The sequence below is a fragment of the Myxococcales bacterium genome, assembly GCA_016717005.1.
In the GTDB taxonomy this organism is placed as follows: domain Bacteria; phylum Myxococcota_A; class Polyangia; order Haliangiales; family Haliangiaceae; genus UBA2376.
Genome location: JADJUF010000037.1, coordinates 43646 through 55820, shown reverse-complemented (window position 1 = coordinate 55820; position 12175 = coordinate 43646). Strand labels below are relative to the sequence as shown.

The window sequence follows — 12175 nt, the reverse complement described above, 5'->3', positions numbered from 1 at the left end:
GCCGTGACCGTCAGCGCTTGCGCCGGGGCGCGCTGGCTCGGCCCGCGGTCGTGAGCTCGGCGGCGAGGACGTCGGCGACCGCCCGGACCCGCGGGATCGCCAGCGCGGCGCGGGTCGCGATCAGGTGCAGCGTCGAGCGCAGCGCCGAGGTGTCGAGCGCGAGCTCGACCAGCGGCGTCGGCAGGGCCCGCGGGCTGCGCAGGCGCCCGAGGAAGATCGCGCCGGCGCCGGCCTCGGCCGCGCGCAGCTGCACCAGGAAGTCGTCGGACGCGAACGCTGGGCGGAAGCCGCGGATGCGCGCGGCCAGCTGGGGGTTGGGCGGCAGGTGCGCGAGCGCCGTGGGCCACGCGATCCACGCGACGTCGGCGAAGCCGTAGCCGCGGGGCAGGCCGCGCGCGTACCCAGCTGAGCCGAACGCGGCGACGCCGTGCTCGACGCTGGCGACCGCGACCAGGGCGCGCTGGAGATCCGGGCGGGTCAGCGGCTGCATCCGCAGCGCGAGATCGGCGTCGCCGCGGGTGAGGTCGAGGTAGTCGATCGTCGAGCGCACCTCGAGCTCGAGCTCGGGCAGCGTGGCCCGCAGGTGCACCGCCAGCGGCGCCAGGAACTCGAACGCGATCCCCGGCGGCGCGGTCACGCGCACGACCCCGCGCGGGCGAGCGTCGACGGCGGCGGCGGTGCGCGCCACCTCGGCGGCGCAGCCGGCCATGCGGCGGGCCGGCTCGAGCACCCGCTCGCCGAACCCGGTCAGCGCGGCGCCGTCGACGCTGCGGGCGAACAGCGGCTCGCCGAGGTCGGCCTCGAGGGCGGCCAGGCGCCGGCTGACCGTGGGCTGGGTGACGCCGAGCGCCGCCGCGGCCTTGCTCAGGCTGCCGGCGTCGGCGATCGCGACCACCAGCTCGACCTCGCTCCATGGGATATGCACACGTGTATAGTACCATGCGCTTTCGCGCAGTTACCATGCGCTCACGCAGGCCCCAGAGTGTGGCCATGCAGCACCTCACCGCCACGGTCCTCGCCGCTGTCACCGTCCTCGCCCCCACCGCCACCGCCGCCGCCGACGTCGCCGACGCCGACGTCGCCGCCGCCGCGCCCAGCCTCCGGGCCGACGTCGAGATCGATCCCACCGCCTACGCGCTGGCCGGCCACTCGCTCCACGTCGGCCTCGGCGCCGGGCACTGGCGGGTCGACCTGGGCAACTTCGCGATGGCCATGCCGGCGTTCGCCCACGACGACGACGGCTTCGACGTCGCCTTCACCGGCTACGGCGCCAAGCTGCAGTACTTCGTCGGCCCGACCCAGCGCGGCTGGTTCGCCGGCGTCGACGCTGGCCTGCTCGAGATCGAGGCCCGCCGCCAGGGCACCGACCTCGCCGCGCGCCAGCATCAGCTCGCCGTCGGCGTCAACCTCGGCTACCGGATCGGGCTGCCGCACGACCTCTACGCCACGCCCTGGCTCGGCGTCGGCTACCAGCTCGGCGCCGATCCGATCACGCTCGGCGGCGGCACCTACGAGCCCAGCGCCCTGACCGTGTTCCCCGCCATCCACCTCGGCTACACGATCCGCTGATCACACCGCCGCGCCCGCTCACACGTCGAGGGGCAGCGTCAGGTGCGCGATGCTCTTGGCGTCGGGGGTGTAGACATGGACCATCGTGGCGGCGTCGGCGGCGACGTCGACGTCGAAGGTGTACACCGCCGGCTTCTTGCAGTCGTAGTCGTCGCCCATGTGCAGCGCGAACGTGGCCTTGCCGGGCGGGACCTCGTAGTCGACGTAGCTGGTGCCGCCGAGGTTCAGGCCCTTCTGGCGGCCCTCGCGGCAGGCCTTGCCGTCGCCGACCTTGAACGCGTAGCCCCAGCTGCCGAGCATCGGCTTGAACGCCTCGGCGTGACCCTGGAACGCGCCGGCCTCGAGCACGACCAGGCCCTGGCCCGCGGCCGGCTTCTCGGCCTTGAAGCTCGACAGGCCCGCCGACGGCTTGCCGCTGTCGTTGAGGGTGAGCGTGTGGCTGTACATCTCGCCGTCCTTGCCGTGCGACAGGCCGCCGAGCTCCTTGTCCCGGGCGTCGGGACCGGCGCCGGCCGGCACGATCACCACCGAGTGTCCGTCGGGGGTCGCGAACCACGGCGACGCGGTGCCGGTGGCGACGTTCTCGGCCAGGCGCACCGGGCCGTTCGTGAACGTCCGCTTGGCCCAGACGTCGACCGCCTGGCCCTTGCCGTCACGATCGACCAGCAGGTTGACGACCCGGACCTTGCCCTTGAACGAGTCGGCGGGCGGCGCCGGCTTCTCGTCCGTGGCCGGCGCGCCGGTCGCGGCGCCCGTGGTGCCGCCGGTCGCGGTCGCGCCGCCGGTCGCGGTCGCGCCGCCGGTGGTGGGCGCCGGACCCGCGGCCGGCTTCTTGTCACCCTTGTCGCTCTTGCCACAGCCAAGCAGCGCCGCAGCGCACACGAATCCCAGGACTTTGTTCATCCGGCCATCCTATCGCGGTCGCCGGCGATGTGACTTCTCGCACAGCCCAAAACAACCGCCCATACCGCCGCGCTCAGTCGTAGCGTCGGCGCCGGCGCTGGCGACCGGGGGAGCGCGGCCGGTCGCCGTCGGAGCCCGGCGCGGGACGCGGGGGCATCGGGCGCGGTGCGCGCAGTGGCGGCGGCGCGGGGCGCGGAGGGCGCGGCGACGCGGGGCGGGTGTCGATGCGGGCCGGGCCGGGCGGCTGCGACCTCGACGGCGGGTGGGGCCCGGGCGCGCGACGCGGATCGCCGCGCCGCGGATCGGGACCGCGGAGATCAGGGCCGCGGGCGTCGCCGCGCCGCGGATCGGGACCGCGGAGATCAGGACCGCGGGCGTCGCCGCGCCGCGGATCGGGACCGCGCGGATCGGGACCGCGGGCGTCGCCGCGCCGCGGATCGGGACCGCGGAGATCAGGGCCGCGGGCGTCGCCGCGCCGAGGATCGGGACCGCGCGGATCGGGACCGCGGGCGTCGCCGCGCCGCGGATCGGGACCGCGCGGATCGGGACCGCGGGCGTCGCCGCGCCGCGGATCGGGACCGCGGAGATCGGGACCGCGCGCGTCGCCGCGCCGAGGCTCGGGACCGCGGGCGTTGTCGCGGCGGGGCTCGGGGCCGCCCGCGCGCGGGTCGAGGCGGCGCGGCTCGTGGCGACGCGGCGGCGGCGGCGGGCGCGGGATCGGCGGCACGAACCCAGGCGTCAGGTAGCGCCCGGTGTACGCGCGCCAGATCGCGCTGGCGTCGGCGGCGCGCACCTTCAGCGCCGGGTCGGCGGCGGCGCAGTAGCGCAGCACGTTGTCGAAGTCGCGCTGGAAGAAGTGCTGGGCGCGCGACGCGTGCGCCGCCGACAGCACCTGCGGGAAGTCGATGATCGTCGGGCCGGCCGCGGCCGCGAGGATGTTGTACGGCGACAGATCGCCGTGGATCAGATCGCAGCACAGCATCGCGACCATCTGGCCGCGCAGATCCTCGTAGATCCCTGCCGCGGCGCTCGGCTCGAGGGCGACGTCGATCAGGCGCTTGGCCGCCTCGCCGTCGGCGCCGCGGACCAGCTCCATCAGCAGCACGCCCTCGTAGAACATGATCGGGCGCGGCACCCGCACGCCCTGGGCGACGAGCTTGCCGAGCGCGGTCGCCTCGGCCGCCTTCCACGCCTCCTCGGCGGCGGCGCGCCCGAACGAGCCGCCGCTGTCCATGGCCCGCTGGGTGCGGGTGTTGCGGGTCTTGCGGCCCTCCTTGTACTCGGCGTTGTTCTTGAAGCTGCGGGTCGCGCGGTCCTTGTAGATCTTGGCGGCCACCACGTCGCCGCGGTGCACGACCAGCGAGATGTCGGCCTCCTTGCCGCTCTTGAGGCGGCCGAGGACCTCGTCGATCACACCATCGGCGAGCAGGACATCGAGCGGCGAGCCCATCGGTTCGACCGTACTCTTACGCCCGCTGGGCCGGCGGCACCAGCGGGCGGCCGCGCAGAAGCGCGCGGCATCCGTGCGCGGGCAGGGCGACGGCGGCCCGGCAGAAGCGCGCCGCCGGGGCTGCGGCGGCCCCGCCGAAGCGTGCGGCGCCGGCGCGCGGCGGGGCTAGGGCGTCTCGCGCAGGATGATCAGGCCCTGGGCGATGTCGGCCACGTAGACCAGGCCGTCGGCGCCGGGCCGGACCCCGACCGCGCCCTCGAACGCGTCGCCGGGCGCGGTGGCCTCGTCCCAGGTGTTGTAGTGCGCGATCTCGACCGGGTGGGTCGGGTCGGCCAGCTCGACGATCCGGATGCCGTCCTGGTAGTGCGAGACGTAGGCCTTGGTGCCGACGATCTGCATGTTGTGGATGCCGACCTCGGGCCGGGTGCTCCAGCGCGCCAGCTCGGTCATGAACGTCGCCGACGCGGGATCGCCGTCGAGGATCCGCATGAACGCGCCGCCGGTCGGCGTCATGCCCTCGTCGCCGTGGATCACGATCTGTCGGCCGCCGATCGTGGCGGCCCAGCTGGCGTGGCTGTAGGTCGTCGCGATGCGCCCGCGCTCGACCGCCGGCTGGTCGAGCCCGGCGCTGACGTCGATCGCGATCATGCCGGCGGTGGTGTTGTTGGCGTAGATCAGATCGCCGACGACGTGCAGGTCGTGGATGCCGGCCTCCTCGCCCGGCACCACCGGCGCGCCGAGGCGCATCGGCTGGCGCGGGTTGGTGACGTCGTAGACCGGCACCGCGTTGGTGTAGGTCGCGAGGTAGAGCAGCGTGCGGTTGCCGTCCGCGCGCACGAACACCGAGTGCGAGTACTCGGGCAGGTCGGCCAGGCGCACCGGCGCGGCCGGATCGGTGACGTCGATGACCGCGGTGACGTTGTCCTGCAGGGCCGAGCAGAACGCGACGACCCGGCCGGCGCCGCGGACCACGCGCACGTCGTTGAAGCCGTCCTGCTGGCCGCCGCCGACGTGGCCGAGGTGGGCCGGGGCGGCCGGGTCGCTGACGTCGATCGTGTCGAGGCCCTCGGGCCCGACCACGAACGCGACGTCGCCGTCGACGACGACGTTGTAGCCGACGATCGCGCGGTCGCCGAGCGCGCCCCAGCGCGCCAGCCCGCCCAGCCGGGTCAGGCCCCGGGCCGGCTCGTCCTTGACCCCGAACCGGGTGCCCTGCTCGGTGTAGACGAGCTCGCCCTGGTCGGTGGTGTAGAAGCCGCCGGTGACCGCGAGCGAGCCGTCGGCGCGGACGCACGCGGTCCTGGCCACGACGTACTCGAACGACGCGCCGAACTTGTAGTACGTGCGCGCGTAATACCGGGTGCCGTCGGACCAGGTGTGGTGCGCGAAGCCGTCGCTGACGTCGGGGTCGTCGGCGGGCTCGCCGAACTGCTGGAAGCCGACGTCGCAGCTGCCCTCGAAGCGCGGGTACGCGAACGTGAACAGCCGGGTCAGGTCGGCGACGAACCAGCGGCCCGGCAGATCGCGCAGGCCGCCGGCGACGCAGTCGGTGGGCAGCGGCAGGTCGTCGGGGCTCGCGAACGGGCCCGAGGTCGGCAGCTCGGCCGCCGGCGGCGTGCAGACGAGCGCCTGCGCGTCGGGCTCGAGCGCGGGGCCGGAGTTGTCGCCGCAGGCGGCGAGGAGGGTGAGCGGGACGAGGAGGTGGGGCAGGCGCATGGCGACGTGGACCGTAGTCGATGTCGTCAGCGATGGCCGCGCCGCCGTCGCTGGCACGGCGTGGCAGGCGCGCGCGCGGTCGAGGCGGGGCCGTCACAGCGCGACCGCTTTCCTGTCCTTTCCTCGTAGCGAGCCAGCCTTGACCCTCCTGACGCGCCGCGGTACACAGCCGGCTTCATCGGGCGCGGACCCCGCGACCCACGCATCAGGCTCTACGGAGGATTCGTCCATGACCGCACTGCCCACCAACGCAACCGAGACGTTCGATGTTGCGATCCCCCACGGCCTCAAGGAGCACGCCGACAAGGCCCGCGAGGTGAACGCCATCTACGGGTTCAAGATCAGCGGCGAGGGCGGCGGCGAGTGGACCGTCGACCTGACCAGCGACCCGCCCACCTGCGTGCGCGGCGACAGCGGCACGGCCCAGTGCTCGATCGAGATCGCGCACGACGACTTCAAGACCATGCTGGGCGATCCCAACGCCGGCATGCAGCTCTACTTCCAGGGCAAGCTCCGCGTCTCGGGCGACCCGATGCTCGCGATGAAGCTGCAGCAGCTGTTCGAGCTCGCCAAGGGCTGATCGCTCACCTGGGGCAGGCCTCGTCGAGGTCGCCCCAGCCGCGCGCCGCGATCGGCGCGCCACCTGCCCGCACCCGCCCAGCGCTTCGACGCGCTGCGGCGTGTCGGGCTGTCCGTGTTTTCGGCGTAACCATGATTGCGGTCGCGGCGTCGGTGCAGGATCGTGTCGGCATCCGGGGCCGCGCGCGCGCGTGGCCATGATCTATTCCGTCCGCAGGAGGCTCCATGGCCACGGTCACGCTCAAGGTCAACGGCAAGGAACTCACCGTCGACTGCGCCCCGCGCACGCTCTTGGTCGAGGCGCTGCGCGAGCACCTGCGCCTCACCGGCACCCACGTCGGCTGTGACACCAGCCAGTGCGGCGCGTGCGTGGTCCACGTCGACGGCCGCTCGGTCAAGTCGTGCACGATGCTCGCGGTCGAGGCCGACGGGGCGGCCCTGACCACGATCGAGGGCATGGCCCAGGGCGGCGAGCTGCACCCGATGCAGGCGGCGTTCAAGGAGCACCACGGCCTGCAGTGCGGCTTCTGCACGCCCGGCATGATCATGAGCTCGACCGATCTGTGCGCGCGCAGCGCGACGACCCCGACCGAGGGCGAGGTCCGCCACTGGCTCGAGGGCAACCTGTGCCGCTGCACCGGCTACCACAACATCGTCAAGGCCGTGCGCGCCGGCGCCGACGGCATGCGCGGAGGCAAGTGATGACCACCACCGGCATCGGCGCCTCGGTCCGCCGCAAGGAAGATCGGCGGTTCCTCCTCGGCAAGGGCCAGTACACCGACGATCTGGTGCTGGCCGATCAGACCTACGCGATGTTCGTGCGCTCGCCCCACGCGGCCGCGGTCATCACCGCGATCGACACCGCCGCCGCGCTGGCCGCGCCCGACGTGCTCGCGGTGCTGACCGGCGCCGACGTCGCCGCCGACGGGCTCGGCGGCATCCCCTGCGGCTGGCTGGTCAAGAGCAAGGACGGCTCGAACATGGTCGAGCCGCCGCACCCGGCGCTGGCCCAGGGCAAGGTCCGCCACGTCGGCGATCCGGTCGCGATGGTGATCGCGACCTCGAAGGCCGCCGCCAAGGCCGCGGCCGGGCTGGTCGACGTCGACTACGACGTGCTGCCCGCGGCGGCGCGCCTCGACGACGCGGTCGCCGACGGCGCGCCCCGGGTCTGGGACGAGGCGCCCGGCAACGTGTGCTTCGACTGGCACATCGGCGATCCGGCGTTGACCGACGCCGCGTTCGCCCAGGCCGCCCGGGTGATCGAGATCGACGTCACCAACAACCGGGTCGCGCCCAACGCGATGGAGCCGCGCGCGGCCAACGGCCACTACGAGACCGCGACCGATCACTACACGCTCTACACCACGTCGCAGAACCCGCACCTGACGCGGCTCCTGCTCGGCGCGTTCACGCTCAAGGTCAGCGAGCACAAGCTGCGCGTGGTCGCGCCCGACGTCGGCGGCGGCTTTGGCTCCAAGATCTTCCACTACGCGGAGGAGCTGCTGGTGCTGTGGGCGTCGCGGCGCGTGGGCCGGCCGGTCAAGTGGACCTCCGATCGCAGCGAGGCGTTCCTGACCGACGCCCACGGGCGCGATCACCACTCGGTCGCCAAGCTCGCGGTCGACGCCAGCGGCAAGTTCCTGGGCCTGCGGGTCCACACCTACGCCAACATGGGCGCGTACCTGTCGACGTTCGCGCCGGCGGTGCCGACCTACCTCTACGCGACGCTGCTGTCGGGGCCCTACGACTTCCCGGCGATCTACGCCGAGGTCAAGGCCATCTTCACCAACACCGTCGCGGTCGACGCCTACCGCGGCGCCGGCCGGCCCGAGGCCAGCTACCTGCTCGAGCGGCTCGTCGACAAGGCCGCGCGCGAGCTCGGCCGCGACCCGGTCGAGCTGCGCCGGCAGAACCTGATCCAGCCCGATCAGTTCCCGTACCAGACCCAGGTCGCGCTGCAGTACGACATCGGCGACTACCAGGCCACGCTCGACCTGGCGCTCGCGGCGATCGATCACGCCGGCTTCCCGGCGCGCCGCGCCGAGGCGGCCGCGCGCGGCAAGCTGCGCGGGCTCGGCATCTCGACCTACATCGAGGCCTGCGGCATCGCGCCGTCGGCGCTGGTCGGCGCGCTCGGCGCCCGGGCCGGCCTGTACGAGGCCGCCAACGTCCGCGTCCACCCGACCGGCGGCGTGACCGTGTTCACCGGCACGCACTCGCACGGCCAGGGCCACGAGACCACGTTCGCGCAGCTCATCTGCGAGCGCCTCGGCGTGTCGATCGACAACGTCGAGGTCGTCCACGGCGACACCGACCGGATCCCGTTCGGCATGGGCACCTACGGCTCGCGCTCGCTCGCGGTCGGCGGCTCGGCGATCGTCAAGGCGCTCGACAAGATCGTCGACAAGGGCAAGAAGATCGCGGCGCACCTGCTCGAGGCCAACGTCGCCGACGTCGAGTTCAAGGACGGCCAGTACCGCGTCGTCGGCACCGATCGGGTCAAGGCGTTCGGCGAGGTCGCGTTCGCCGCCTACGTGCCGCACAACTACCCGATCGAGACGGTCGAGCCCGGGCTCGAGGAGTCGGCGTTCTACGACCCCAAGAACTTCACGTTCCCGGGCGGCACTCACCTGGTCGAGGTCGAGATCGACCCCGAGACCGGCGTGGTCGAGGTGGTCGACGTGGCCATCGCCGACGACGTCGGCGTGATCGTCAACCCGATGATCGTCGACGGTCAGGCCCACGGCGGCCTGGCCCAGGGCATCGGCCAGGCGTTGCTCGAGGAGGCGGTCTACGACGCCGAGGGTCAGCTCCTGACCGGCTCGTACATGAGCTACTGCATGCCGCGCGCGGCCGACCTGCCGAACTTCAAGGTCGGCAACCACGTCACCGCGTGCACGCACAACCCGCTCGGCGTCAAGGGCGTCGGCGAGGTCGGCGCGATCGGCTGTCCGCCGGCGGTCATCAACGCCGTGCTCGACGCGCTCGCGCCGGTCGGCGTCACCGACATGTCGATGCCGGCCACGCCCGAGAAGGTCTGGCGCGCGATCCAGGCCGCGAAGAAGGGAGCCTGACCATGAAGGACTTCGAGTTCCACACGCCCACGACGATCGTCGACGCGGTCGCGCTGATGACGAGCAAGGACAGCGGCAAGTTCCTGGCCGGCGGCCAGAGCCTCCTGCCGGTGCTCAAGCTCGAGCTGGCCGAGCCGAGCGATCTGATCTCGCTGGCCAAGATCCCGGGGCTGGCCGAGATCCGGGTCGACGGCGCCACCGTCGCGATCGGCGCGCTGGTCACCCACGACGCCGTCCACCGCTCGGCCGAGGTCGCCCAGGCCATCCCGGCGCTGGCGGCGCTGGCGGGCGGCATCGGCGATCCGCAGGTGCGCAACCGCGGCACGCTCGGCGGCTCGGTGGCGCACGCCGATCCCGCGGCCGACTACCCGGCGGCGCTGGTCGCGCTGGGCGCGACGGTCGTGACCGATCGGCGCTCGATCGCCGCGGCCGACTTCTTCACCGGGCTGTTCGAGTCGGCGCTCGCGCCCGATGAGCTGGTCACCGCCGTGCGCTTCCCGGTGCCCAAGCGGGCTGGCTACGTCAAGTTCGCGCACCGGGCGTCGAAGTACGCGCTGGTGGGCGTGATGGTGGCGGACACCGCCGACGGCGTGCGGGTCGCGGTCACCGGCGCTGGGCCGGTCGTGTTCCGGGTGCCGGCGATGGAGGCGGCGCTCGCCGCGTCGTTCACGCCCGGCGCGCTCGACGGGATCACCGTGCCGGCCGACGACCTCAACGGCGACGCCGAGGCCAGCGCCGAGTACCGCGCGCACCTGATCGGCGTGATGGCCAAGCGCGCGGTCCAGGCCGCGCTGGCGTGACGGTCCCGGCCTCGGTCACCGAGCTCACGGCCGCGCTGGCCGGTCAGCGGTACCTGACCGACGCCAGCCTGGCGACGGTGCTGTTCCTCGGGCTCCGGCTGGGCAAGCCGGTGCTGCTCGAGGGCGACGCCGGCGTCGGCAAGACCGAGGTCGCCAAGGCCCTGGCCGCGGCGCTGGGCCGCAAGCTCATCCGCCTGCAGTGCTACGAGGGCCTCGACGTCACCTCGGCGCTGTACGAGTGGGACTTCGCCAAGCAGATGCTCGAGGTCCGCCTGGCCGAGGGCGGCGGCGACGCGCGCGCCGATCTGTACAGCGAGCGGTTCCTGCGGCGACGGCCGCTGCTCGAGGCGCTGGCGCCGGACCCGGCCGGGCCGCCGGTGCTGCTGATCGACGAGCTCGACCGCACCGACGAGCCGTTCGAGGCGTTCCTGCTCGAGCTGCTGTCGGACTTCCAGGTGACGATCCCCGAGTACGGCACCGTGCGCGCGGCGGCGCCGCCGATCGTGATCCTGACGTCGAACCGCACGCGCGAGATCCACGACGCGATCAAGCGCCGGTGCCTGTACCACTGGATCGGGTATCCCAGCGCCGAGCGCGAGCTGGCGATCCTGGCGGCGCGCGCGCCCGAGGTGCCGGCGGCGCTGGCGGCGCAGATCGTCGGGTTCGTCCAGCGCCTGCGCGCGAGCGACCTGTTCAAGCTGCCGGGCGTGGCCGAGACCCTCGACTGGGGCCACGCGCTGGTGGCGCTGGGCTCGGTCGAGCTCGACCCGGCCACGGTCGAGGCCACGCTCGGGGTGCTGCTCAAGTACCAGGACGACCTGGCGCGCATCACCGGCGATCGGGTCCGGGCGCTGACCGACGCGGCCCGCACCGGCGCGCCGTGAGCGACGCCGAGGCGCGGGGCCGGCCGGCCCCGACCGGCGCGCGCCTGGCCGCCAACGTCACGCACTTCGTGCGGCTCTTGCGCCGGGCCGGGCTGCGCCTGGGGCCGGGCGACGCGCTCGACGCGCAGCGCGCGGTGGCGGCGATCGACGCGACGGTGCGCGACGAGTTCTACTGGGCGCTGCACGCGGTGCTGGTGCGGCGCGCCAGCGAGCACGAGCTGTTCGACGAGGCGTTCCGGCTGTTCTGGCGCGATCCGATGGGCGCCCACAGCGCGCTGGCGCTGCTGCTGCCGCAGATGAAGACGCCGATCAACCGCTCGGTGTCGCGGCGGCTGAGCGAGGCGTGGCGGCCGCCGGCGCCGCCGAGCCCGCCGCCACCGACCGCGCCGGCGCCGCGGATCGACACGTTCCTGGCGTACTCGTCCGACGAGGTGCTGCGCCACCGCGACTTCGATCAGCTCAGCGCCGAGGAGCTCGACCGGGCCCGGGCGCTGGTGCGCCGGCTCGAGCTCGACGTGCGCCCGCTGGTGACCCGGCGGACCCGGCCCGACGCCCGCGGCCGCGAGATCGATCGTGCGCGCACGGTCCGGACCGCGCTGGCCCGGGGCGGCGCGCTGCTCGAGCTGCGCCGGCGCCGACGCCTGACCCGCCCGCCGACGGTGGTGGCGCTGTGCGACATCTCGGGCTCGATGGGGCGCTACAGCGAGATGGTGCTGCGGTTCCTGCACACGCTGCTCGCGCACCGCGGCCGCGGCCACGTGTTCGTGTTCGCGACCCGCCTGACCAACGTGACCCGGGCGCTGCGGCAGCGCGACGTCGACCTTGCGCTGGCGCGGTGCGGCGCCGAGGTCGGCGACTGGTCGTCGGGGACGCGCCTGACCGCGTGCCTGCGCGAGTTCAACCGCGCGTGGTCGCGGCGGGTGCTCGGGCAGGGCGCGGTCGTGCTGCTGGTCACCGACGGCCTCGACCGCGACGATCCCGGCGAGCTCGGGGCCGAGGTCGCGCGGCTGCGCCGCTCGTGCCGGCGGCTGATCTGGCTCAACCCGCTCCTGCGCTACGCCGGCTTCGAGCCGCGCGCCGGCGGCGTGCGGGCGCTCTTGCCCAACGTCGACGAGCACCGGCCGGTCCACGACCTCGACAGCCTCGACGCGCTGGCGGCGGCGCTCGCGGCGGGCGCGCCGCGGCGCTGACCGCGGCTCG

At 73.9% G+C, this 12175-nt stretch carries 11 protein-coding genes; 7 read left to right on the top strand and 4 right to left on the bottom strand.

What is annotated here, in order from left to right; translation table 11 throughout:
• Positions 1-10 precede the first annotated feature (10 nt).
• A complete protein-coding gene (locus IPL61_23925; GenBank protein MBK9034275.1) occupies positions 11-925 on the bottom strand; it encodes a LysR family transcriptional regulator in 915 nt (304 codons plus the stop codon).
• Between the two features lie 65 nt (positions 926-990).
• Here IPL61_23925 and IPL61_23920 point away from each other — a divergent pair, with 65 nt between their 5' ends.
• Positions 991-1569, top strand: a complete 579-nt coding sequence (locus tag IPL61_23920) for a hypothetical protein (GenBank protein ID MBK9034274.1) — start codon at positions 991-993, stop codon at positions 1567-1569.
• Between the two features lie 18 nt (positions 1570-1587).
• Here IPL61_23920 and IPL61_23915 read toward each other — a convergent pair whose 3' ends face one another.
• From IPL61_23915 to IPL61_23905, 3 genes are all read right to left on the bottom strand, one after another.
• Entirely contained in the window at positions 1588-2472 is an 885-nt protein-coding gene (locus tag IPL61_23915) for a hypothetical protein (protein ID MBK9034273.1), read from the bottom strand.
• 73 nt (positions 2473-2545) lie between these two features.
• Positions 2546-3922, bottom strand: coding sequence for a hypothetical protein (locus tag IPL61_23910; protein MBK9034272.1), 1377 nt, complete (start codon positions 3920-3922; stop codon positions 2546-2548).
• Between the two features lie 165 nt (positions 3923-4087).
• On the bottom strand, positions 4088-5638 hold the full coding sequence (locus IPL61_23905) for a hypothetical protein (GenBank protein MBK9034271.1): 1551 nt from the start codon (positions 5636-5638) through the stop codon (positions 4088-4090).
• Between the two features lie 229 nt (positions 5639-5867).
• On the opposite strand from IPL61_23905, the gene IPL61_23900 reads away from it, so the two are divergent.
• The 6 genes from IPL61_23900 to IPL61_23875 all read left to right on the top strand — a co-directional run bounded on the left by IPL61_23900 (position 5868) and on the right by IPL61_23875 (position 12165).
• Entirely contained in the window at positions 5868-6218 is a 351-nt protein-coding gene (locus IPL61_23900) for an SCP2 sterol-binding domain-containing protein (GenBank protein ID MBK9034270.1), read from the top strand.
• Positions 6219-6442: 224 nt separating this feature from the next.
• Complete coding sequence (locus IPL61_23895; GenBank protein ID MBK9034269.1) at positions 6443-6919, top strand: (2Fe-2S)-binding protein; 477 nt, start codon at positions 6443-6445, stop codon at positions 6917-6919.
• The gene (locus IPL61_23890) at positions 6919-9291 is read left to right on the top strand and encodes a xanthine dehydrogenase family protein (GenBank protein MBK9034268.1); all 2373 of its coding nucleotides are present in this window, start codon (positions 6919-6921) and stop codon (positions 9289-9291) included. The genes IPL61_23895 and IPL61_23890 overlap by 1 nt, the downstream gene beginning before the upstream one ends.
• Positions 9292-9293: 2 nt before the next feature.
• Positions 9294-10091, top strand: coding sequence for an FAD binding domain-containing protein (locus IPL61_23885; protein MBK9034267.1), 798 nt, complete (start codon positions 9294-9296; stop codon positions 10089-10091).
• Entirely contained in the window at positions 10088-10975 is an 888-nt protein-coding gene (locus IPL61_23880) for a MoxR family ATPase (GenBank protein MBK9034266.1), read from the top strand. Before IPL61_23885 ends, IPL61_23880 begins: the two co-directional genes overlap by 4 nt.
• Positions 10972-12165: a VWA domain-containing protein gene (locus IPL61_23875; protein ID MBK9034265.1), complete on the top strand. Its 1194-nt coding sequence runs from the start codon at positions 10972-10974 to the stop codon at positions 12163-12165. Before IPL61_23880 ends, IPL61_23875 begins: the two co-directional genes overlap by 4 nt.
• Positions 12166-12175: the final 10 nt, after the last annotated feature.